The sequence below is a fragment of the Streptomyces sp. Da 82-17 genome (assembly GCF_046098215.1).
Lineage (GTDB): Bacteria > Actinomycetota > Actinomycetes > Streptomycetales > Streptomycetaceae > Streptomyces.
Genome location: NZ_JBJURH010000005.1, coordinates 250,756 through 270,565 on the forward strand (window position 1 = coordinate 250,756; position 19,810 = coordinate 270,565).

The 19,810-nt window shown below is 71.7% G+C and carries 23 protein-coding genes; 11 read left to right on the forward strand and 12 right to left on the reverse strand.

Translation table 11 applies throughout. From position 1 onward, the window contains the following. Positions 1-81: 81 nt before the first annotated feature. Positions 82-1,410, forward strand: coding sequence for a phytase (locus tag ACIDOF_RS10940; protein ID WP_409005587.1), 1,329 nt, complete (start codon positions 82-84; stop codon positions 1,408-1,410). Between the two features lie 61 nt (positions 1,411-1,471). On the opposite strand, the gene ACIDOF_RS10945 is transcribed toward ACIDOF_RS10940, so the two are convergent. Both ACIDOF_RS10945 and ACIDOF_RS10950 read right to left on the reverse strand, forming a co-directional pair. Next, on the reverse strand, positions 1,472-1,777 hold the full coding sequence (locus ACIDOF_RS10945; protein WP_409005588.1) for a hypothetical protein: 306 nt from the start codon (positions 1,775-1,777) through the stop codon (positions 1,472-1,474). Between the two features lie 119 nt (positions 1,778-1,896). Beyond that, the gene (locus ACIDOF_RS10950; protein ID WP_409005589.1) at positions 1,897-2,232 is read right to left on the reverse strand and encodes an HAD family acid phosphatase; all 336 of its coding nucleotides are present in this window, start codon (positions 2,230-2,232) and stop codon (positions 1,897-1,899) included. A 270-nt stretch (positions 2,233-2,502) separates the two neighbouring features. Here ACIDOF_RS10950 and ACIDOF_RS10955 point away from each other — a divergent pair, with 270 nt between their 5' ends. After that, complete coding sequence (locus tag ACIDOF_RS10955; RefSeq protein ID WP_409005590.1) at positions 2,503-3,363, forward strand: metalloregulator ArsR/SmtB family transcription factor; 861 nt, start codon at positions 2,503-2,505, stop codon at positions 3,361-3,363. Next, the gene (locus ACIDOF_RS10960) at positions 3,360-3,959 is read left to right on the forward strand and encodes a dihydrofolate reductase family protein (RefSeq protein WP_409005591.1); all 600 of its coding nucleotides are present in this window, start codon (positions 3,360-3,362) and stop codon (positions 3,957-3,959) included. Before ACIDOF_RS10955 ends, ACIDOF_RS10960 begins: the two co-directional genes overlap by 4 nt. Positions 3,960-4,122: 163 nt before the next feature. Here the strand turns inward: ACIDOF_RS10960 and ACIDOF_RS10965 are convergent, their stop codons facing one another. Next, positions 4,123-4,467: a hypothetical protein gene (locus tag ACIDOF_RS10965; protein WP_409005592.1), complete on the reverse strand. Its 345-nt coding sequence runs from the start codon at positions 4,465-4,467 to the stop codon at positions 4,123-4,125. 46 nt (positions 4,468-4,513) lie between these two features. On the opposite strand from ACIDOF_RS10965, the gene ACIDOF_RS10970 reads away from it, so the two are divergent. Next, positions 4,514-5,038: a GNAT family N-acetyltransferase gene (locus ACIDOF_RS10970; RefSeq protein WP_409005593.1), complete on the forward strand. Its 525-nt coding sequence runs from the start codon at positions 4,514-4,516 to the stop codon at positions 5,036-5,038. Positions 5,039-5,182: 144 nt separating this feature from the next. Continuing rightward, positions 5,183-6,982: a pectate lyase gene (locus ACIDOF_RS10975; RefSeq protein ID WP_409005594.1), complete on the forward strand. Its 1,800-nt coding sequence runs from the start codon at positions 5,183-5,185 to the stop codon at positions 6,980-6,982. 6 nt (positions 6,983-6,988) lie between these two features. Here ACIDOF_RS10975 and ACIDOF_RS10980 read toward each other — a convergent pair whose 3' ends face one another. From ACIDOF_RS10980 to ACIDOF_RS11000, 5 genes are all read right to left on the reverse strand, one after another. Next, positions 6,989-7,366, reverse strand: coding sequence for a toxin Doc (locus ACIDOF_RS10980; protein WP_409005595.1), 378 nt, complete (start codon positions 7,364-7,366; stop codon positions 6,989-6,991). Positions 7,367-7,369: 3 nt separating this feature from the next. Continuing rightward, positions 7,370-7,621, reverse strand: coding sequence for a hypothetical protein (locus tag ACIDOF_RS10985; protein WP_409005596.1), 252 nt, complete (start codon positions 7,619-7,621; stop codon positions 7,370-7,372). Positions 7,622-7,771: 150 nt separating this feature from the next. Next, positions 7,772-8,671 carry an arylamine N-acetyltransferase family protein gene (locus tag ACIDOF_RS10990; protein ID WP_409005597.1) on the reverse strand — a complete coding sequence of 300 codons (900 nt, stop codon included), beginning with the start codon at positions 8,669-8,671 and terminating at the stop codon, positions 7,772-7,774. Positions 8,672-8,722: 51 nt separating this feature from the next. Beyond that, a complete protein-coding gene (locus ACIDOF_RS10995; RefSeq protein WP_409005598.1) occupies positions 8,723-9,121 on the reverse strand; it encodes a hypothetical protein in 399 nt (132 codons plus the stop codon). 72 nt (positions 9,122-9,193) lie between these two features. Then, positions 9,194-9,724 (reverse strand): MarR family winged helix-turn-helix transcriptional regulator, encoded by a 531-nt coding sequence (locus tag ACIDOF_RS11000; RefSeq protein ID WP_409005599.1) that lies wholly within the window; start codon positions 9,722-9,724, stop codon positions 9,194-9,196. A 128-nt stretch (positions 9,725-9,852) separates the two neighbouring features. Here ACIDOF_RS11000 and ACIDOF_RS11005 point away from each other — a divergent pair, with 128 nt between their 5' ends. The 4 genes from ACIDOF_RS11005 to ACIDOF_RS11020 are packed head-to-tail and all read left to right on the forward strand — an operon-like array spanning position 9,853 to position 13,749. Continuing rightward, positions 9,853-10,635, forward strand: a complete 783-nt coding sequence (locus tag ACIDOF_RS11005) for an alpha/beta fold hydrolase (protein WP_409005600.1) — start codon at positions 9,853-9,855, stop codon at positions 10,633-10,635. A gap of 44 nt (positions 10,636-10,679) precedes the next feature. Then, positions 10,680-11,192: a cupin domain-containing protein gene (locus tag ACIDOF_RS11010; RefSeq protein WP_409005601.1), complete on the forward strand. Its 513-nt coding sequence runs from the start codon at positions 10,680-10,682 to the stop codon at positions 11,190-11,192. A 39-nt stretch (positions 11,193-11,231) separates the two neighbouring features. Further along, positions 11,232-12,140, forward strand: a complete 909-nt coding sequence (locus ACIDOF_RS11015) for an NAD(P)-dependent oxidoreductase (protein ID WP_409005602.1) — start codon at positions 11,232-11,234, stop codon at positions 12,138-12,140. A 55-nt stretch (positions 12,141-12,195) separates the two neighbouring features. Further along, positions 12,196-13,749 carry an FAD-dependent monooxygenase gene (locus tag ACIDOF_RS11020; RefSeq protein ID WP_409005603.1) on the forward strand — a complete coding sequence of 518 codons (1,554 nt, stop codon included), beginning with the start codon at positions 12,196-12,198 and terminating at the stop codon, positions 13,747-13,749. 80 nt (positions 13,750-13,829) lie between these two features. Here the strand turns inward: ACIDOF_RS11020 and ACIDOF_RS11025 are convergent, their stop codons facing one another. From ACIDOF_RS11025 to ACIDOF_RS11035, 3 genes are all read right to left on the reverse strand, one after another. Beyond that, positions 13,830-14,519, reverse strand: coding sequence for a ScbR family autoregulator-binding transcription factor (locus tag ACIDOF_RS11025; protein WP_409005604.1), 690 nt, complete (start codon positions 14,517-14,519; stop codon positions 13,830-13,832). A 72-nt stretch (positions 14,520-14,591) separates the two neighbouring features. Continuing rightward, entirely contained in the window at positions 14,592-15,434 is an 843-nt protein-coding gene (locus ACIDOF_RS11030) for a BTAD domain-containing putative transcriptional regulator (RefSeq protein ID WP_409005605.1), read from the reverse strand. Between the two features lie 265 nt (positions 15,435-15,699). Then, positions 15,700-16,335, reverse strand: a complete 636-nt coding sequence (locus ACIDOF_RS11035; RefSeq protein ID WP_409005606.1) for a ScbR family autoregulator-binding transcription factor — start codon at positions 16,333-16,335, stop codon at positions 15,700-15,702. 561 nt (positions 16,336-16,896) lie between these two features. Between ACIDOF_RS11035 and ACIDOF_RS11040 the strand changes: the two genes are divergently transcribed. Further along, on the forward strand, positions 16,897-17,892 hold the full coding sequence (locus ACIDOF_RS11040) for a ScbA/BarX family gamma-butyrolactone biosynthesis protein (protein WP_409005607.1): 996 nt from the start codon (positions 16,897-16,899) through the stop codon (positions 17,890-17,892). A 121-nt stretch (positions 17,893-18,013) separates the two neighbouring features. Here ACIDOF_RS11040 and ACIDOF_RS11045 read toward each other — a convergent pair whose 3' ends face one another. Further along, a complete protein-coding gene (locus tag ACIDOF_RS11045) occupies positions 18,014-18,883 on the reverse strand; it encodes an SDR family oxidoreductase (protein ID WP_409005608.1) in 870 nt (289 codons plus the stop codon). A gap of 169 nt (positions 18,884-19,052) precedes the next feature. Here ACIDOF_RS11045 and ACIDOF_RS11050 point away from each other — a divergent pair, with 169 nt between their 5' ends. After that, positions 19,053-19,724 carry a ScbR family autoregulator-binding transcription factor gene (locus ACIDOF_RS11050; RefSeq protein WP_409005609.1) on the forward strand — a complete coding sequence of 224 codons (672 nt, stop codon included), beginning with the start codon at positions 19,053-19,055 and terminating at the stop codon, positions 19,722-19,724. The last annotated feature ends 86 nt before the right edge of the window (positions 19,725-19,810 follow it).

Here is a 19,810-nt window from a genome sequence, read left to right on the forward strand (position 1 = left end):
GCGTCGCCCGGCTCAGGGGAGCCCTTCACAACGCGACAGCAGCGTGAGGGCTGCCATGTTCGCGACAGGAGAGGACCTTTCATGGCTCACCCCCACAGGGCCCGCACGACGCTCGGCCGCCTCGGGCTCGTCTCGGCGCTCGCCGTGCTCGCCGCCGCGGCCGTGCCGAACGCCGCCGTCGCCACCGCCACGGCCACCGCCGGGAGCGCACTGCCCGGCGTGCGCCCGAGCGCGGAGACTCCGGCCGTGTACGACGACGAGGCGGGCGGCAACGCCGACGCCGACGACCCGGCGATCTGGCGCAACCCGGCCGACCCGGACCGCAGTCTCGTCGTCGCGACCGCCAAGGAGGGCGGGCTGCGGGTGTACGACCTCGACGCGCGCGAGGTGCAGTCCATCCCCGCGCCCGCGGCCCCCGGCCCGGACGACGCGCCCGGCCGGTTCAACAACGTCGACCTGGTGCACGGCGTCCAACTCGGCGCGGGCAAGGCCGACTTGGCGGTGACGAGCGACCGCGGCAGCGACAAGCTGCGGATCTACCGCATCGACGGCACGAAGGCCGACGCCCCGCTCACCGACGTCACCGCCGGCTCCGCGCCCACCGTCTTCTCCGCCTCGCAGGAGGAGGTCAACGAGCAGCGCACCGCGTACGGCCTCGCCACCTGGACCGACCCCACGAGCGGCCGGTCGTACGCGGCGGTGAGCCAACGCGAGCGCACCGCCGTCACCCTCCTCGAACTCACCCCGGCCGCCGACGGCACCGTCTCGTACCGCAAGGTCCGCACCCTCGAACTGCCCTCATCGTTCAAGCTGCCGAACGGCACGTCCTGGACGCCGTGCGCCGAGCCGGACGAGCTGCCGCAGGTCGAGGGCATGGTGGTCGACCCGGAGAACGGCACGCTGTACGCGGGCCAGGAGGACGTCGGCATCTGGCGGATCGACGCCGACCTCGGCGGCACGCCCCAACTCGTCGACAAGGTACGGGAGTTCGGCGTGCCCGGCACGTACGACCCGGCGACCGAGGAGTGCACGCCGGGCGAGGACCCGGGCTACGGCGGCACCCGCGTCTCCGCCGACGTCGAGGGCCTCACGCTCCTGCACGAGGAGGACGGGGACGGCTACCTCCTCGCCTCCAGCCAGGGCGACAACAGCTTCGCGGCCTACGACCGGGAGCTCACCGAGGACAACGAGTACGAGGGCGGGTTCACCGTGGGCGCCGCCTCGGACACCCTGGACGCCGCCGAGGAGAGCGACGGCGCCGCCGTCCTCAACGAGCCGCTCGGCGCGAAGTACCCCGACGGTCTGCTCGTCGTCCAGGACGGCGACGACAAGCCGGGCGAGCCGGACCGGGACGCCACGAACTTCAAGTTCGTCAACCTGAAGTCCGTGCTGGACGCGCTGGAGAACTGAGCCGCGCACGAGAGCGAGCCGCCGAGCCCCCGACCCCAATTACCCGCCCCTCACCGGCAGTTCAGGTCACCTGCCCCTGGGCCGCCTGCAGCATGCGGGCGCGGTAGGCGGGGGTGTCGGCCGGCTCGCTCTCGCCGAAGATCGCGCGCATCCAGTGGCCGTCGGTGTTGTTGGGGAACAGGATGAAGTCGCGGCCGAAGCGGTCGGCGTCCTGCGTGGCGAGTGCCTTCCGTTCGGTGACGGACTTGACGTAGTAGCGGCGGGCGAAGTCGTTGAGGTTGTCGCCGAGGTACGCGATCACCTCGTACTCGGCGGCGATGTCCCGCTGCGCCGGCTCCTTGTCGGAGGAGTCACGGAGCATCGTCACGTGCGCGTCGTCGGCGAAGGCCAGGCCCTGTCCTCGAACTCCCGGTGTCGCCCGGAGGGCGGCCCTGCGGCGTCTGGTGCGTGCGATCGGCGTGCCGGGCAAAGGTCCTCGTAGCGGAGCTACTTGGGCCTTTGTCCGGCGCGGCGAGCGTGCGTGCCAGGCGTCGTGGGGCAGGCGGGAGTTCGAGGACAGGGCCTAGGGCCCGCGTGGCGCAGGTTGGCGACGCCGAGCCGGTGGGTGTCGGGGCCCTGGTCGCGGGAGGAGACGTAGAAGACCTCGACGCCGCGCTCCTTCGCGTAGTGGGTGAACTCGACGGCGCCGGGGGTCGGGGTGGGGCCGTTCTCGCGGACCCAGGCGTCCCACAGCTCGTCGTCGAAGGCCTGCTTGCCCTCGGTCGGTCCTGCGGCTGCGGTCGACGTTCTTGGACATGACGGTGCTCCTCGGCTCAGCTTCATGCTCAACCCCTGCGAGGGGGACGGGTGTTGGGGGGGGGGCGACGGCGCCTCTCGTACGGGGCCGTGGCAGCGCTGAGCTCGGGATCTCCGCCGCTCGTGGGCAGTGAGGTTACGGGACCGGGGGCCGCCCGGTAACACGCATTCGTTGCGCGGGGGTGGTTGATCGTTGCGCCGACGGGGAGGCCGCTTCCGCCCGACCTGTGCGCACCGCTCCAGCCATCCGAACTTATTCCTTGACAGGAATATTCTTTGCGGGGAATACTCGTAGCCATGGACGCACTCCTCACCGCCCTGGCCGACCCCGTCCGCTGGCGGCTCGTCGGGCTGTTGGCCGAGCGGCCCCGGCCGGTCGGTGTGCTCGCGCAGCTCGCCGAGGCTCGGCAGCCGCAGACGACCAAGCATCTGCAGACCCTCGAACGCGCCGGGATCGTCACCTCGCACCGCAACGGGCAGCGCCGTATCTACGCGCTCCGGCCGGGCCCGCTGCGGGAGTTGGCCGCCGCGCTCAGCGGGCTCGCCGACAGCGTGGAGGAGGACGAGGGCCCGCGCGCGACGTTCGAGCGGTACGAGACGGCCCGCCTGGCCGAGCGGCTCGCCGCCGAGGAGTCGGGGTGGGCCGACGGCCGCTCGTTCCGGTTCCACCGCTCGACGGCCGAAGGCCCCGCCTCGGTCTGGCGCCATCTGACCGAGACGTCGCTGCTCGCCCGCTGGTGGACGCCGGACGACCTGCGCGTCTCCGAGCTGGTCTTCGAGGCGCGGCCGGGCGGGCGGATCGTCCAGGAGTACCGCGACGCCGAGGACGCCGACGGCTCCGACCAGGTCGTGGGCCGCGCGGAGGGCGCCGTCGAGGAGGTGCGGCCCGGCGAGCTCCTCGCCTACCGGCTCTCGCCCGTACTGCCCGACGGGAGCGTCGCCTTCACCGCCCACGTCGAACTGCGCCTGCGGCCCACGGACACCGGCGGCACGGACCTCGACGCGTACTGGCGGATCACCGACAGCACCGTCGACTCCGCCGACTTCATCGCGGGCATCGAGATCGGCTTCGGGCAGAGCCTCGACAAGCTCGTCGCCGCCCTCGCCGACGAAGCACCGCCCACCGACCCCAACTCCCGGACCAGGAGCAGGACATGAGCGACAGCACCGGACGCCGCGTGACCGCGAACATCGCCCTCAGCCTCGACGGCCGGTACCACGGCCCGGGCGGGCCCGCCGACTTCGGCGCCTTCGCCCCGTACACCACCACCGAGGTCGCGCGCGAGCACCTCACCCGGATCTGGGAGGGCGCGACGACGGCCCTGCTCGGCCGGATCAACGCCGAGGGCTTCCTCGGGTACTGGCCCACGGTCGCCGCCGACGAGAACGCCGACCCGCGCGACCGCGGCTACGCGAAGTGGCTGGTCGACACCGAGAAGCTGGTGTTCTCCAGCACGCTCGCCGAGGCGCCGTGGGAGCACGCCCGCATCGTGAACGCCCCCGCCGCGGACGTCGTCGCCGGCCTCAAGGCCACCGGCGAGGGCGACATCCTCGTCAACAGCAGCCCCAGCCTCATCAAACCGCTGCTGCGGGCCGACCTGATCGACCGGCTGTACCTGATGGTGTTCCCCGAGATCGTCGGCGGCGGGCAGCGGCTGTTCGAGGACGGCCTGCCCGGCACGCGGTGGAAGGTCGCCCGCCAGGAGACCGGCGACCTCGGCGAGATCGCCCTCGTCTACGACCGCGTCCGCTGAGCGGAGCCGAGAGCTTGGGGGGGGGGAGCGTGCCGGGCGTCGCGGGCCCACGAAGATCGGGGAGACGGGCCCTGGAAGCTGCGCGGCGCGAACAGCACTGCGGCGCGGCCGACTTGGCGCGCGGGGAACGGCGGCGAGGAGAGTTGCAGGCGTGCTGCAGCCCTCACCCGACCCGGCGCCCCATCTTCGCCGAGCCTCGGTCGTGCCCCTTGGTGTCCCACCACTCCTCCAGCAGGGCCCGGACGAGGTGGACGAGCAGGCGCAGCCGTTCGGGGTCGGGGGCGGGGGCGTCGAAGACATCGGCGAAGGCCTTGTCGTCCCAGAGCAGGGTGAACTCCCACTGCTCTCCCTCAAGTCCGTTGTCCGACACGGCGAGTCGGTACGTGAGGGTGTGACTGCGGTCGGGGTGCGGGGTGATGGTCAGGCCGGTGACGCGGAAGGCGGTGCGGCCGTCACCGGTGGTGTACGACTGGGCGAGGGCCTGGCAGGCGGGTGAAGGTTCGATCACCTGCAAATCGTTGGACACCCCACCGCCCGTCGGCGAGCATCCCCGGATGACGAGTCCGAAACGTATCCGCTTTGTCGAGCTGTCCGGTGCGGCGATGGCCGCGCTGTCCGACGGGGACCTGGACCGCGCCGGGGAGGTCGCGGGGGTGGCGCTCGGTGCGTACTTTCTGACCGACAGCGCCCGCTGGCTGTGGCGGTACCGGCTCGACCAGATGGCCGCCGACCCCGCGCACGCGCGGTGGATGGTGCGGCAGGCGGTCGTCGGCGACGAGGGCCGCGTCGTCGGACACGCCGGGTTCCACGGCCCGCCCGACGACGCCGGCATGGTCGAGATCGGCTACGCCGTCGTCCCCGAGTTCCGCCGCCGGGGATACGCCCGCGCCACGCTCACCGAACTCCTGCGCCGCGCGGCGACCGAACCCGAGGTCACGACGGTACGGGCGAGCATCGCCCCCGACAACGCGGCGTCCCTGGCGACGATCGCGGGCTTCGGCTTCGCCGAGATCGGAGAGCAGTGGGACGAGGAGGACGGGCGGGAGATCGTCTTCGAAGTGCCCGCCGCCCAGCCATAGTTCTTCCACAGAGATGCTGTCCACATACTTGTCCATGGACTGCAGAGCCCATTACCTTCCACCGAGGTGAGCCCGGACCAGACCCCTAGGTCAACTCCAGGACTCCGCAGCCCAGTTCACGTCCATGGACGGAAGGCCCTGCGCATGAAGCACCCCACCCGCCGCACCTTCCACCGGCTCGCCGCCGCCCCGCTGCTCGCCCTGCCCGCGGCGCAGTTGGGCGGGGGCGTCGCGGTCGCCGCTCCCGCCGAGGCGCGGCGGTCCGAGGCCGTCCGGGCCATCCGCCGGGCCGTCGCGTTCATGGACGGGACCGTGTCGTACCGGGGCGGGTACGTGTGGAACTACCTGCCCGACCTGTCCGCGACATGGGGCGAGATGCGGGCCCGGCGGACGATGTGCTGGGTGCAGCCGCCGGGCACCCCGTCCGTGGGGCACAGCCTCCTCGACGCGTACCACGCCACCGGCGACGAGGCGTGCTACCGGGCCGCCGAGCGCACCGGGCTCGCGCTCGTGGCGGCCCAACTCCCCTGCGGCGGCTGGAACTACGTGCACGACTTCGCGGGCGAGGAGTCGCTGAAGGAGTGGTACGAGACGGTCGGCGCGAACGGCTGGCGCCTGGAGGAGTTCCAGCATTACTACGGCAACGCCACGTTCGACGACGCGGGCACGTCGGCCGCCGCGCAACTGCTGCTGCGGCTGTACGTGGAGCGCGGCGACCGGCGTATCGGGCGGGCCCTGGAGCGGGCGATCGGGTTCGTCCTGGACGCCCAGTTCGAGGGCGGGGTCGCCGACGGCGGCTGGCCGCAGCGCTTTCCCGCGTACCACGGCTCGGTCAGCCGCACGCCCTGGCCACAGGAGCGGCCCGGCTGGCTGCCGGGCGACGTGACGCACGGCATGGAGGACGGCGAGTACACGCAGCACGTCACGTTCAACGACGACGTGATCGGCGAGAACATCAAGTTTCTGCTGATGTGCGTATCCGCCCTGGGGAGGCGGGAGTTGAGAGCCCCGGTCCGGCGGGCCATGGAGTGTCTGCGGCGGATGCAGCAGGCGAAGCCTCAGGCCGGCTGGGGGCTGCAGCATCTCGCCCGGGACCGGCGGGGCCGACCGGCCGGGTCACCCGCGGGCGCCCGTTCGTACGAGCCGCGCGCGCTCGCCACGCACACCACCCAGACCAACGTCCAGCAGCTGTTCCACTACTTCCGGCTGACCGGCGACCGCACCTACCTGGAGCGGGTGCCGGAGGCCCTCGACTGGCTGGACAGCTGCGAGTTGACCGAGCGTCAGATATCGGAGAACCCGCTGCTCGCCGGGCGCACCCACCCGACCTTCGTCGAACTGGGCAGCAACCGCCCGCGGTTCGTGCACCGCTTCGGCTCCAACGTCCGCAACGGCGCGTACTACCACGACCACGACCACCGCGAGACGCTGAGCCACTACTCCGCGGGCCGCACCGTGGACGTGCCCCGACTGCGCGCCGAGTACGAGGAGTTGGCCGCGCTCTCCCCGGGCGAGGCGGCCGAGCTGGCCGCGCGGTCCCCGCTCGCCGAGGGCGGCGCGCCGATCCCGCTGCCCCGCTTCTTCTCGGTACGCGACCTGCAGCTGTCCGACCTGCTGCGCGACGCCCGGCTCCCGCTGCCCGCGGTGTCGGACGCGGAGGCGGACCGGCTGGTCGCGGGCCTCGGCGACCGCGACCACTGGCTGACGCGCCTCGAGACGACCACCAACCCGTACGAGGGTCCGGGCAGCCGGGAGCCGTACGACGGGAAGGCGTACATGAGCAAGCACGTCGGCGATGTGCGCGACACCTCCCCGTACAACCCGCAGGACCCGCCGGCGGAGCCCCCGTACGAGCCGCGCGAGGGGCAACTCGGCATCAGCACGGCGGTGTTCGTCGCCAACCTGGCGAAGCTGACCGCGTACGTGGAGCAGTCCGCGGGCTGAGGGCGGTCAGACCCGCCAGGAGCGGATGCGGTCGGCGGCGGTGAAGATGTCGGCCTTCAGCTCCAGGAGTTCCTTGGTGAGCTCGACGAGTTCGCCGTACGGCACGTCGAGGCCCTCGCCGGAGGCGTGCATGTAGGCGATCACGACGGCGCAGCTGAACCGCACGTTGTACGCGGGCAGCGGCTTGAGCAGCACGAGCGTCTGCAGCAGGGCGGCCGCCCGCCAGGCCGCGTCCGAGTCGACGCCGAGGCGCGGCGGGTCGACGCGGTGCCGGGCGACGGCGGCGACGAGCGCGGAGAAGTCCGCGACGTACGGCTGGTCGGGCAGGGCGGCCTCGTGCTGCTGGAGGAGCCAGGGCACGTCGACATGGAGGACCGGCGGCATCGGTCAGGCGGCCCGTCCCGTCGTGGTGCGTGCCGGGCCGTCGTCGATGCCGGCGGCGGCGATGGCCTCGGCGAGGGCGCGGTCGTGGAAGGTGGTGTGGAAGACCCCGGCGGCCTCGCGCAGCGCGCGGTGCAGCGTGATCTTGTCGGCGGTCGCCTCGCGGACGACGGCCTTCATCGTGAGACCACGCTCCTGCGCGAGCGCGCGCAGCTCCTCGAGCTCCTGGTCGCTGAATTCCACATTGAGTGCGGGCATGGAAGTACGGTACGCCGCCAGGTACCTGGAGGTAAATAGTTGCTGGTCAGAGCGGTGCCGATCAGGTACCCATCGACTTTTCGGGCCGGATTTCGTGCAGTGCTCGAACTTCGGTCGCTTGGGTCGCTGCGGCCACTGTCACGCGCGCCTCTACACCTCGGGCCTCTCCAGCTCGGCGAGGCGCGCGACGAGCAGTTCGCGTTCCTCCGCCTCCGTGCGGATCCCGAAGACCTCGGCGAGCAGTTCGGGCACGTCCTGCGGCCGGACGGTCTCCTTCACCGGGTCCGCGCCGGGGCGTTCCGTGGTCCAGGCCGTCGCGTCCAGCGCGTCGTACCGGTCGGTGCGTATGCGCTGCACGAAGGGGCGTATGACGAACGGGGAGCGGTGGTGCGTGGCCACGAAGTGGTTGCCGACCGCGTAGTCGATCGGGTATTGCGGGGTCTCCGTGAAGACCTGGCGTACGGCCCAGCCCTCCGGCCCCTCGGTCGGGCCCGGCTCGCCGGTCGTCCTGTCCAGCGCGCCGGTCGTCTTCTCCAGTTCGTGCACGGCCCAGCCCGGCGAGCCGTGGGTGATGTCCTGCCAGTGCAGCAGGTACGGCCACGGGCCCGCGTCGCTGCGGGCGCCGTCCACCAGCTCGATGGGCTCCAGCGGGCTGGCGCCGTACCCGACGTCGGCCATCCAGCGGGCGCCGTCCGCCTCCACGATCAGCATGGCGTGCGTGAGCGGGCGGGGCGTGGTGGAGTCGGCGCCGATCTGCACGCGGCCCGAGACGGCGGTGAAACGGAAGCCGAGCTTCTCCAACACGGCGGCGAACAGGGCGACATGCTCGTAGCAGTAGCCTCCCCTCCCCCGCCGCAGCAGCTTGTCCTGCACGGACGCGACATCGGTCCGCACCTCGCCGTACAGGAAGCTGTCCAGGGTGTCCCAGCGCAGGTTCAGCACGTGCGCGCGCTGCAGGGCGCGCAGCGTTTCGAGGGTGGGCTTGCGGTCCGTGTCGAGGCCGAGGTGGCCGAGGTAGGCGTCGAGGTCGAGTTGCTCACTGCTCCACATGTCCGGGGCAACTTCCGCGGCCGAACGCCTATTCCACTGTTCCACCGGCCGTCAGGACCCGAAGCGGAGGAAGCCCGCAGCACGGGGTGCGTAACTGGGCGGGGCCTGGTCGCCGAGGCCGGTGCGGAGGCCCTCGCGGACGTCGGCGTCCGGTTCGCCGAAGACCTCGAAGTGCTCGACGCGGCAGTGCTTCATGACCTCCTGGATGTACGGGTCGGCGAGCTTCCAGTGCAGCCGGACCGCGTCGGAGTCGCGGTAGATCTGCAGGCTGTGGGCCAGCATGCGCTCCTCGTCGACGAACGTCTCCACCATGAGCTGCGGCCCGTGCCGCCGGGCGAAGTCGACCGCGTCGGCGATGGCCGCACGGAAGCCGTCGAGGTGGCCGTCGGTGATGCGCATGGTGTTGCGGAAGATCAGCAGGGTCTGGTCCTGTGCCGTGTTCATGGTCATGGTCCGATCCTTGTACGTGAAGTGCGCTTGAGGTCAACGGCGGTCGGGGGCCGGGCGGTCCGGCCCCGCGGTCTAGCGCGTGGCCGTGTCGCCGTGGGCGTGCAGCATCGCGGCGAGGGTGCCGGCGAGCCGGTCGCGGTCCTCGGCGCCGAGGGCTTCCAGGAGGCGGGCCTCGTTGGCGAGGTGGAGGGGCAGGATGCGGTCGATCGTCTCCAGCCCCTGAGGGGTGAGGCGGATGCGCACGGAGCGCCGGTCGGCGGCGTCGGGCACGCGCGTGACGAGGCCCTTGGCGGCCATGCGGTCGACGCGCAGGGTGATCGCGCCGGTGGTGACGAGGGACGCCTTGAGGAAGGTCTTGGCGGTCAGCTCGTACGGCTCGCCCGAGCGCCGCAGCGTCGACAGGATGTCGAACTCGCCCGGTTCCAGGCCGTGTTCGGCGAGGAAGCCCTTGATCTCCTTGTCCCAGATCCGGGACAGCCGCATGATCCGGCCGACCACGCCGATGGGTGAGAAGTCCAGGTCGGGGCACTCCCCGCGCCACTGATCGAGCACCGCCTCGACCGCGTCCACCGGTGCCGCTCCGTCCACCCTGCCGTCCGCCATGGCCTCCACCTCTCCGAGCTCCCACTGCATGTCCGAGCAAATAGCTTAGCGCTCATTTAATTGACACTCACACAACTACCGTTTAGCTTAGCGCTCACTTAATCAGCTCTCGCTCAAGGAGTTGTGTCATGCCGTTCACCCCTGTCCGCGGCACCCGCGTCCACTACGACATCGACGGCCGAGGGCCCGGCCTGGCCCTGGTCCACGGCGCCGGCGGCGACTCCGAGAAGGTCTTCGGCAACGTCGTACGGCACTTCACCGACACCCACACCGTCATCCGGCCCGAGTTCAGCGGCAGCGGCCTGACCGAGGACGACGGCCGCGCACTCACCGTCGGCCTCGTCGCCGAGCAGATCGCTGCGGCGATCCGCGACGCGACCGACGGCCCGGTCGACCTGCTCGGCTTCTCCCTCGGCGCGGTCGGCGCGGCCACGGTCGCCGCCGCCCACCCCGAACTCGTACGGCGTCTGATACTCGTCGGCGGCTGGACCCACTCCACCGGGCCGCGGGACCGTTTCTACTTCGACACCTGGCGTCAACTCCTCAGCGCGGACCGGGAGTTGTTCAAACGGTTCGCCACGCTGACCGGGTTCGGCGCCGCCGCCCTGGACCGGTTCGGCCACGCGGGACTGGAACAGTCGCTGGCCGACGCCTGGCCCCCGGCGGGCATCGGCCGGCAGATCGAGCTCTGCGGGAACGTGGACATCAGGGCCGTCCTCCCCGCGATCACCGCGCCCACCCTGGTCATCGGCTTCGGCGACGACGCCATGATCCCGGTCGAGGGCTCCCGCGCGCTGCACGCGGCGATCCCCGGCAGCCGCCTCGTGGAGATCCCCGGCCAGGGGCACATGGACTGGTTCGCCGACCCCTCCCGACTCGTCGAGCTCACCCGCGAGTTCATCACCGCCTGAGCCCTCACTCCTCCCGCACACCCTCGTACGTACAAGGAGCGACCGTGTCCTATCCCGACCCCCGCTACTTCGGCGAGAACGGCGAGATCAACGCCGAGTTCAGGCCCGCCACGGCCGATCCCGACTTCGTCACCGCGCCCGGCCGCACCCCCGACGACGCCCCCGGCGCCACGGGCACGGCCTACCACTACCTCTCGACGACGCTCTCCACGCAGGGCGAGTACGGCCTCTACCGGGTCGACATGGGCCCCGAGTTCGGCGGTCCCAGCACCCACTTCCACCGGGCCATGTCGGAGTCGTTCTTCATCCTCTCCGGCACCATGCGGCTGTTCGACGGCCGCCGCTGGATCGACGCCACCGCGGGCGACTACCTGTACGTGCCCGTGGGCGGACTGCACGCCTTCCGCAACGAGTCCGGCGCACCCGCCTCCATGCTCATGCTCTTCGCCCCCGGCGCACCCCGCGAGGAGTACTTCGAGGGCGTCGCCGAGCTCGACAAGCTCTCCGAGGAGGAACGCGCGGAGTTCTTCCTGCGCCACGACAGCTTCTTCGTCTGACTCCTCACCCTTCCCTCACTCTGAACCGGGAGTTCTCTCATGCCGAACACGACCCGACCCGCCGTCACCGTCCTCGGCCTCGGCGCCATGGGCTCGGCGATCGCCCGTACCTTCCTGGCCCACGGCCACCCGACCACCGTCTGGAACCGCACCGCGAGCAAGGCCGCGCCCCTGGCCGAGGCGGGCGCCGAGGTCGCCCCGACCGCCGCGCAGGCGGTGGCGGCGAGCCCGCTCGTCGTGGTCTGCCTGCTCGACGGCACGGCGGTCGACGAGGTGCTGCCCGCCGTCGAGTCCGCGGTCGCGGGCAAGGTGGTCGTGAACCTCACCAGCGGCTCCCCCGCCCGGGCCCGCGCGGTCGAGCAGTGGGCCCGGGCGCACGGCGCCGAGTACCTGGACGGCAAGATCATGGGCGACCCGCCGTACGTCGGAACGGACCGCGTCCTGTTCCCGTTCAGCGGCTCCCGGAGCGCGTACCAGGCCCACGAGCAGACGCTGCGGCTGCTCGGCACCGTCGCGTACCACGGCGAGGACGCCGGGCTCGCCGCCGTGGAGTTCATGGCCCAGGTCGCGGTCTCGTACGAACTGCTCATCGGCTTCCTGCACACGCTCCGGCTCGTCCGCGCGGAGGGCATGGACGTCGCCGACTTCGCCGGCCGCGTCGCCGGCTCGCTGCCCGCGTACCCGGCGCTGCTCACGTCGATGGGCGAGGCGGTGCGGGACGGCGCGTACGCCCCCGACCTCGGCCCGCTCACCGTCCAGGCGGCCCTGATGGACGACCTGATCGCCCACCGCGAGTCCGTCGGCGCCGACACGACGCGCATGCGCGAGGTCAAGTCCCTGATGGACCGCCGCATCGCGGACGGGTTCGGGGGGCAGGGGTTCTCGGCGCTGTTCGAGGGGTTGGGCGAGGGGCTGGGCGAGAGAGCGGGCGCCGGCCGGGCCGAATGATCGTCGAACGGGCTGACATGGCCAGGCCCTCTGGCCGATACTCGCGGCGCGGATCGTGGATCAGTCACAGCACAAGCCGGACCAACGCAGCCCAGAAGACGAGGAGTTCCGGATGGCGTCCCCGCTACGAGCGCCGGTACGAGCGGATGTGGTCGTCGTCGGGGGAGGCCCGGTCGGCATGCTGATCGCCGCCGAGTTGGGCGCGTACGGCGTGAGCGCGGTGGTGCTGGAACGGCGGGCCGCCACGTCGGAGCGGCCCAAGGCCACCACCCTGCACGCCCGGACGACGCAGACGTTGGCCCGGCGCGGCTATCTGCCCGCGCCCTCGCCCACGGCGGGACCGGTCGCGAGCGCCTTCCACTTCGCCGGCATTCCGGGGCTGCGCATCACCGCGCCCGCGGGCGAGCCCGAACCCGTCCTCAAACGGGCCCAGGTCGAGCTGGAACGGCACTTCGAGGACCGCGCCCGCGCCCACGGGGCCGAGGTGCTGCGCGAGCACCGCGTGACCGGGATCGACCAACTGCCGGACGGCGTAAGGGTGTTCGCCGAGGGACCGGAGGGTGCCGTGGAGGTCGAGGCGGCCTACGCCGTCGGCGCCGACGGTGCGCACAGCACGGTCCGCGAGCAGGCGGGCTTCGCCTGCGACACGTACGCGCCCACCCTCTCCGCCATGATGGGCCTGGTCCGCCTGGACGAGCCGGGCGCGCTGCGGGCCGGATGGCATCGCACGCCGCGCGGCTGGGTCGTCACCAAGGACGCCCCGGACGGCAGGACCCACATCCGTACGGTCAACTTCTCCCGGACCCACGCCGACCGTGAGCGGCCCCTGACTCTGGCGGAGCTGCGCGACGAGGCGTCGCAGATCATGGGCCGGGAGCTCGGCATGAGCGACCCACGGTGGCTGAGCCGGTTCAGTGACTACGCGCGAGTGGCGCGCGACTACCGGCAGGGGCGCGTGCTCCTGGCCGGGGACGCCGCGCATCTGCACTTCCCCATCGGCGGGCAGGGCCTGAGCACCGGGCTGCTCGACGCCCTGAACCTGGGCTGGAAACTGGCCGCCACCGTGCGAGGCACCGCGAGCGACGGCCTCCTCGACTCGTACGACGCCGAGCGGCGCCCCGCCGCCGAACGGGTCGTCGTCAACGTCCGCGCACAGGTGTCCCTCATGCACCCCGAGGCGCGGCTCGACGAACTGCGCGGCCTGTTCGGCGCGTTGCTCCCCGAGGAGCGGGGCGGGGCGTACCTCGGCGCGATGATCAGCGCCCAGGACACCGTGCTGCCGCCGCGCTCCGCCGACGCCTCGGCGGTCGAGGGCACGTTCCTGCCGAACCTCGCCCTGACCACGCCGGACGGTCCGACCGACGTGATCCGTCTGCTGCGGGACGGCCGGATGCTTCTCCTGCTGCTCGGCCCGGACACCGCCGACGGCTCCGTCGAGCAGTACGAGAAGGCCGCGCAGGACCGGGCGCATGCGGTGCGGATCGTACGGGCCGAGCCGGTGGACGAGGCGCCCGGCACCGCCCTGCTGGTGCGGCCCGACGGCTACATCGCCTGGGCCGGTGACGGCGGGCCGCTGGAGGAGGCGCTGACCGCGTACCTCGGCGCCTGAGCCCAGCCTGAGCCCCGAACGCCGAACCCCGAGCCCCGCCGGGCCCCGCCGAACCCCGAGCCCCGCCGGGCCCCGACCGGTCAGGCCGCGTCGTGGGTGCTCAGGGCGGGGGCGCCGAGGTCACCGGCCGGTGCGGGGGCGGCGACGGGCACGTCCTGCGGGGGCTGGGTGCGGTAGCCGTCGACGTCGTCGTCGGGCACGAGGGTCGGCAGCAGCTGGGCCCACAACTCGGCCACTCCGCGACCCAGTTCGAGGCGGGGCGACGCGGCGGCGGCCAGCACGCCGATGCCGCAGATCAGGGTGGAGAGCAGCACGTCGGCCCTGCCGTGGGGCAGGGGGGCGCGGAGGCTGCCCTGGCGACGGGCCTCGTCGAGGAGGGCGAGCGCCTCGGCGATCCACGGGTCGTGGAAGCCGGCGGTGGAGGGGTTGCGGCCGGCGCCTTCGTGGGCGATGCGGAAGCTGGCCCGTACGACGGGGTCGTCGTGCAGAGCGCCCGCGAGGAGGTGGGTGAGGTCGATCAGCGCTTGGACCGGGGCGGTCGACCGCTGCCGGTGGGTGCGGACGAACTCCTGGAGCAGGAGGTGCGCCTGTTCCTGGATGTCGTCGGCCAGGGCGTCCTTGGAGGCGAAGTGGAAGTACAGGGCGCCCTTGGTGAGCCCGGCTGAGGTGGCGATCTGGACGAGGGTTGCCTGGGCGTAGCCCTTGCGGTCGAAGAGCTCGGCACCCGCACGGACCAGTTTGTTGCGGGTCCGTGCCGACCTGGCCTGCATCGTGGTTCCTCTCCTTCTGTTCTGTTGTGCGCGCTTGCTCGGTGATGCGCGGTCGCGCGGGCCGTCGCCGGTTCAGCCGATGCGGCTGAGGCGGCTGGGTCGGTCGGGGCCGGCCCCGGCGGGCTCGGGCAGGAGGTCAGGGCCGGACACCAGGACGGAGCGCTGGAGCCGGCGCAGCCCCGCGGAGGGTTCGAGGCCCAACTCGCGGACGAGGGCGGTGCGCAGACGCTGGTAGACGTCCAGTGCCTCGCGGCGGCGGCCGGAGCGGTGCAGGGCGACCATGAGCTGCCCGTGCAGGTTCTCGTGGGTGCGGTGGCGCTGTACGAGCACGGTGAGTTCACCCAGGAGCTCCCGGTGCCGGCCGAGGCGGAGGTCGGCCTCGATGCGCTGGTCGAGCGCGCACAGCCGGGCCTCCTCCAACCTCCGTACCTCCAGGTGGAGTTGGGGGCCCGCGTGGACGTCGGCGAGGGCGTTGCCGCTCCACAGGTCGAGGGCCTCGCGGAGTTGGCGGGCCGCGTTCGGGAAGTCCCCGGCGTCCATGGAGCGGTAGCCGGTGCCGGCGAGGCGCTCGAACTCCCGCACGTCGTAGGGGCCGTTGTCGGTGTGGAGGATGTAGCCGCCGGGGGTGGTGGTCAGGACGTCCTTGGCGGTGCGGGGTCCGGCGTCGCCGCGCGGCGTCCGGGCGAGCGCCGCGGTGATGAGTTCGCGCAGCTGCAGGATGTACGTCTGCAGGGTCGTGCGGGAGCTGCGGGGCGGGTTCTCGCCCCAGAGTTCCTCGATGAGGGTGTCGACGGTGACGACGCGGTCGGGGTTCAGGGCGAGCAGGGCGAGCACTTGGCGGGGCTTCTTGGCCGTGGGAGTGACGGAGATTCCGTTCACTCTGACGGCCAGGGGCCCAAGTACGTCGATGTCCATGTGGTCTCCCCTGTCGGTGGTCGCCCGGCGATGGAGCGGTCCGGGGTCGGGTCCTGTGTCCCACCCATAAGAAAACAGGGCGGACGGTTTGTCAATATGAAACCGCTCGACCTGTTTTTTTGAGCCCGACTCTACGAGGAAGAGCCTGCACAACCCCAGGAAGTTGAGGCGCTCCCCGCTCACGGAGGACAGCGAGGGAGAGGCCTGGGCCTCCCGCATCGCGTGAGACCCAGACCGTTACAAGACCACACGGTCTGTTCTTGGATCAGTCCCGCGCGGCGGACGGATCGCCACCGGCTGCACGGCCCCGGCCCAGGAGGCCCGGCAGCAGCAGGTCCCAGAAGTCGTTGACCATCTGCTCGGAGAACCACTGCTCGTCACCGTTGCCGAGCACGCCGATGCCGACGGTGGCGGCCATCACGGTGTGGGTAGCGGCCGCGGCCGAGACCTCCTCGGCCAGTTCGCCGTCACGGGCGGCCCGGCGCAGCGTCGCCCCGACCCAGTCCTGCCAGATCCGGCGCACGCCGACCCGCTCCCCCGCCGACTGACCCTCGCCCCACGCCGTGTCGGCGGCCAGCGCGAAGCCCGCCCGTACGACGGGGTCGTCGGCGAGCAGTTTGGTCAGCACGCGGGTGGCGCCCACGAGTTGCTGCAGCGGGCCGTCGAACCCGAGCGCGGCCTGCTCGGTCACCTGGCGCAGGGCCGCGGCCGCCTCCTCCTCGACCGCCCGGGCGAGCGAGTCCTTGTTGGAGAAGTGGAAGTGGAGCGCTCCGTTGCTGACCCCGGCGCGTCTGCTGATCGCGCTGAGCGAGGCGGGGGCGAATCCTTGCTCGGCGAAGATCTCGGCCGCGGCGTGAAGGAGGGATTGCCGGGTACGGGCCGCACGGTCCTGCTTGACCATCGGGGAGACTCCTGGGCGCTCGGGGCCGCGGACGGGGCGACCGCCCCTTCGGCCCCCTGGTGACAGGGTGGTGCTCGTGGCGCTTTGCTGTGCTCTACGTACAGTAATCGCCCTACCCCCGCGTTAACAAACCGCTTACGCGGTATACGCACAGCCATGGCAGAACAGGCCAATCCCGAGATCCCGGCCTCCAGACCCTCAGCCGCCACCCCAGGGCGCCCCGGCCGGCCGGGCGTTCCTTCCAATTCCAGGTCGTCTGTGCTGTTTTGATCGGCCGTCAGGCGCGACCCGCCGGAATCTCGACGTATACGCAGCGTGTTCACCCTCCGGCCGCCGACCGCGGTCGCCCCCGGAGGCCGAGCGTCGATTTCACGCCCCGGACACCAGGGGCGCGGTGGATCTTTTGTGGATCTCCTGACAGCGGCCGCTCAGGATGTTCAGCGAACCCCTAGAAACAAAACCGGTTGGTATGTATCTTGTCTGGCCAAGGGGATGCCCCACCGCCTCTTTCTTCCTGGCTCATGCACTGCTGTCTGCACGTCGCTATTGGGGGAGGACCACATGTCTGCGAGCACCATCCAGCTCACACCCAGTGCCCACACGATGACGAGCGTGACCACGCCGGACTCCATGGGGCAGCTCCTGGCCCGCTTCCCAGAGCTCACCACCACCGTCCCGAAGGAGTTCGTGCACCGCGCCGCGGTCGCCGAGGTCCTGCTCACCGGCTGGGCGCGCAGGGACGACGAGCGGTTCGGCGTGACGGCCCAATGGCCGCGCTGCCACAGCTACTTCACGCAGGTCGACGGCCATCACGACCCGCTGATCGTCGCCGAGACGATCCGCCAGATCGGCGCCCTGCTCGCGCACACCGAATTCGACGTGCCGCTGGACCAGAAGTTCCTGATGTGGGACCTGCGGCTCACCGTCGTACCGGAGCACCTGAAGGTGTCCGGCGCACCGGCCAACATCGACATCGACGTGACCTGCGTCGAGGTGCGCAGGCGCGGCCCGGCGCTCGCGAAACTGCGGTACGAGACGGTGCTCCGCCGGGACGGCCAGGTCGTCGCGACCGGCGGAGCCTCGTACACCTGCGCCTCGCCGCAGGCCTACGAGCGGCTGCGCCGCAACCGGCCGCACAGCGACCGGCCCCCGCTGGCGCTCACCGCGCCGGTGCCGCCGCAGCACGTGGGCCGCACCTCCCCCACCGATGTGGTGCTCTCGCCCATCGGCGAGGAGAACTGCTGGCAGCTGCGGGCGGACACCCGGCACCCGGTCCTCTTCGACCACCCCCAGGACCACATCCCGGGCATGGTCCTGATCGAGGCCGCACGGCAGGCGGCGCACCTCCTCCTCGGGCGGGAGTCCGTCCTGCCGGTCACGATGGTCAGCGAGTTCTCGCGGTACGCGGAGCTGGACGCGCCCTGTCTCATCCGCGCCGAGGCCCTGCCCGCCGAGGGGAACGCGCCGGTGTCCGTCCTGGTGACCGGGGAGCAGGAGGGCGAGCCCGTCTTCAGCACCACGGTCCTCGTCGACCCTGTGGGCCGAAGACTGGGCTGAGCCTTCGACGGGCGCGTCCGGCGGGAACACGGAAGGGGCCGGGTTCAGGTGAGCTGAACCCGGCCCCTTCGCGTTCCCGCCGACGTCGGTGCCGGCACCGGCACCGGCACCGACGTCGCCGTCAGGCCGCCTGCACGAAGGCGGTCAGGTGGTCGGCGGCCCACTGGGCGTAGGAGCGCGGCGGGTGGCCGGTGACGCGCAACACCGTGTTCTCCACCCGGGACTTGGCGCCGGCCCGCTGCCGTTCGGCGCTGCGCAGCAGGGCGTCGGCGAGCGGGCCGGGGTGTCTGCGCCGGTACTGCGCCCTGACCTCGTCCTCCGCGAGTTCCTCGAAGGTGAGCTGCTGGCCCAGCAACTCGGCGAGCAGCTTGGTCTGTTGGACGGCGCTGATGGGGTTCGGCCCGGTCAGCACATGCGCCTCACCCTCGTGGCCGACCTCGGTCAGGGCGCGTACGGCGACGTCGGCGATGTCACGCGGGTCCACGCAGGCGTTGACGGAGTCGCCGTACAGCGCGCGGACGCGCCCTTCGGAGCTGATCGTCGGCGCCCACGCCAGGGTGTTGGACATGAACGAGCGGGGGCGCAGCAGTGTCCACGCCATCCCCGAGGCGCACAACTGCCGTTCGCAGTCGCGCTGCCAGCGGGTGATGAGGTCGTCCGCGCCGGGGTCGCTCACGGAGGCACCGGACAGCTTCACGATGTGGCGTACGCCGGCGGAGCGGGCGGCGTGCAGAAAGCGGGTGTCGTGGTCGCCGCCGACGTCGGCGGTGACGAGAAGGGCCCGGTCCACGCCGTGCAGCGCGCGGTCGAGGGACTCCGGGTCGGCGTACTCACCGGCCACGACCTCGATGTGGTCCGCCGTGCGGCCGACCGCCTCCGGCCTGCGCGTGAGCAGCCGGACCCGGTACCGGGCGGGGATGCGCTGTGCCACTTCGCGGCCGACCGTGCCGGTCGCTCCGGTCACCAGGATCGTCGGAGCTGATCGAGTCATGTCCACCCCAAATCGTCGCGATCTTGGTCCGGGGCTCTAGGGAACGCCCCTCCGAGGCAGTAAGATACAAACTCGTCGGTTTATTTCTAGGGTTCTCACCGGATCGATCCGCCGAACGACAGGACAACGACGGACGAGAACAGACGCACAAACGGGAGAGGGAGGAGACATGGCGAAGCAGGATCGTGCCATTCGTACCCGCCAGAGGATCCTCGAAGCTGCGGCCTCGGTCTTCGAGAAGCGCGGTTACCAGGCAGCGACCATCTCCGAGATTCTGTCCGTCGCAGGCGTCACCAAGGGCGCCCTCTACTTCCACTTCGAGTCCAAGGAGCACCTGGCCCTCGGCGTGCTCGGCGCACAGGCCCAGCAGGCGCCGGTGCCCCCACGCGCCTGCAAGATGCAGGAGCTCGTCGACGTGATCATGCTGCACGTGCACCGGCTGCAGACCGACGCGATCGTGCGGGCCAGCGTGTGGCTGACGCTGAACCAGCAGGCCGTCGACCTGGACCGCAGCGGCCCGTTCGAGCGCTGGGGCGGCGTGATGATCGACCTGCTGGAGTCCGCCCGGGAGCAGGGCGAACTCCTCCCGCACGTGAAGTCCGAGGAGACCGCGCGGGTGGTCGTCGGTTCGTTCGCCGGGGTGCAGGCCATGTCGCAGGCCCTCAGCAACTACGAGGACCTGGGCGAGCGCATCGCCGAACTGCTGCGTCACGTGCTGCCGAGCGTGGTGATCTCGTCGACGCTCGCGTCGATGGACATCAGCCCGCAGCGGGGCCGGCTGGTCCAGGAGGAGATCCTGCGGGCGGAGCCGGAGAAGGTCCTGGAGAAGGTCGACGGCTGACCGCGGCAGCCCGGCGGGGTTGCGGCAGCCCGGCGGGAGCGTGACCGAACTCCCCGCCGGGCCAAGGGATTCGGGCCCCTTCCCGC

What these genes read in the sequence shown, in the direction of transcription:
- ACIDOF_RS10940 (WP_409005587.1), top strand. Translation starts at nt 82, where the DNA reads ATGGCTCACCCCCACAGGGCCCGCACGACGCTCGGCCGCCTCGGGCTC.
- ACIDOF_RS10950 (WP_409005589.1), bottom strand. Translation starts at nt 2,232, where the DNA reads ATGAAGCTGAGCCGAGGAGCACCGTCATGTCCAAGAACGTCGACCGCA.
- ACIDOF_RS10955 (WP_409005590.1), top strand. Translation starts at nt 2,503, where the DNA reads ATGGACGCACTCCTCACCGCCCTGGCCGACCCCGTCCGCTGGCGGCTC.
- ACIDOF_RS10960 (WP_409005591.1), top strand. Translation starts at nt 3,360, where the DNA reads ATGAGCGACAGCACCGGACGCCGCGTGACCGCGAACATCGCCCTCAGC.
- ACIDOF_RS10970 (WP_409005593.1), top strand. Translation starts at nt 4,514, where the DNA reads ATGACGAGTCCGAAACGTATCCGCTTTGTCGAGCTGTCCGGTGCGGCG.
- ACIDOF_RS10975 (WP_409005594.1), top strand. Translation starts at nt 5,183, where the DNA reads ATGAAGCACCCCACCCGCCGCACCTTCCACCGGCTCGCCGCCGCCCCG.
- ACIDOF_RS10980 (WP_409005595.1), bottom strand. Translation starts at nt 7,366, where the DNA reads ATGCCGCCGGTCCTCCATGTCGACGTGCCCTGGCTCCTCCAGCAGCAC.
- ACIDOF_RS10985 (WP_409005596.1), bottom strand. Translation starts at nt 7,621, where the DNA reads ATGCCCGCACTCAATGTGGAATTCAGCGACCAGGAGCTCGAGGAGCTG.
- ACIDOF_RS10990 (WP_409005597.1), bottom strand. Translation starts at nt 8,671, where the DNA reads ATGTGGAGCAGTGAGCAACTCGACCTCGACGCCTACCTCGGCCACCTC.
- ACIDOF_RS10995 (WP_409005598.1), bottom strand. Translation starts at nt 9,121, where the DNA reads ATGACCATGAACACGGCACAGGACCAGACCCTGCTGATCTTCCGCAAC.
- ACIDOF_RS11000 (WP_409005599.1), bottom strand. Translation starts at nt 9,724, where the DNA reads ATGGCGGACGGCAGGGTGGACGGAGCGGCACCGGTGGACGCGGTCGAG.
- ACIDOF_RS11005 (WP_409005600.1), top strand. Translation starts at nt 9,853, where the DNA reads ATGCCGTTCACCCCTGTCCGCGGCACCCGCGTCCACTACGACATCGAC.
- ACIDOF_RS11015 (WP_409005602.1), top strand. Translation starts at nt 11,232, where the DNA reads ATGCCGAACACGACCCGACCCGCCGTCACCGTCCTCGGCCTCGGCGCC.
- ACIDOF_RS11025 (WP_409005604.1), bottom strand. Translation starts at nt 14,519, where the DNA reads ATGCAGGCCAGGTCGGCACGGACCCGCAACAAACTGGTCCGTGCGGGT.
- ACIDOF_RS11030 (WP_409005605.1), bottom strand. Translation starts at nt 15,434, where the DNA reads ATGGACATCGACGTACTTGGGCCCCTGGCCGTCAGAGTGAACGGAATC.
- ACIDOF_RS11035 (WP_409005606.1), bottom strand. Translation starts at nt 16,335, where the DNA reads ATGGTCAAGCAGGACCGTGCGGCCCGTACCCGGCAATCCCTCCTTCAC.
- ACIDOF_RS11040 (WP_409005607.1), top strand. Translation starts at nt 16,897, where the DNA reads ATGTCTGCGAGCACCATCCAGCTCACACCCAGTGCCCACACGATGACG.
- ACIDOF_RS11045 (WP_409005608.1), bottom strand. Translation starts at nt 18,883, where the DNA reads ATGACTCGATCAGCTCCGACGATCCTGGTGACCGGAGCGACCGGCACG.
- ACIDOF_RS11050 (WP_409005609.1), top strand. Translation starts at nt 19,053, where the DNA reads ATGGCGAAGCAGGATCGTGCCATTCGTACCCGCCAGAGGATCCTCGAA.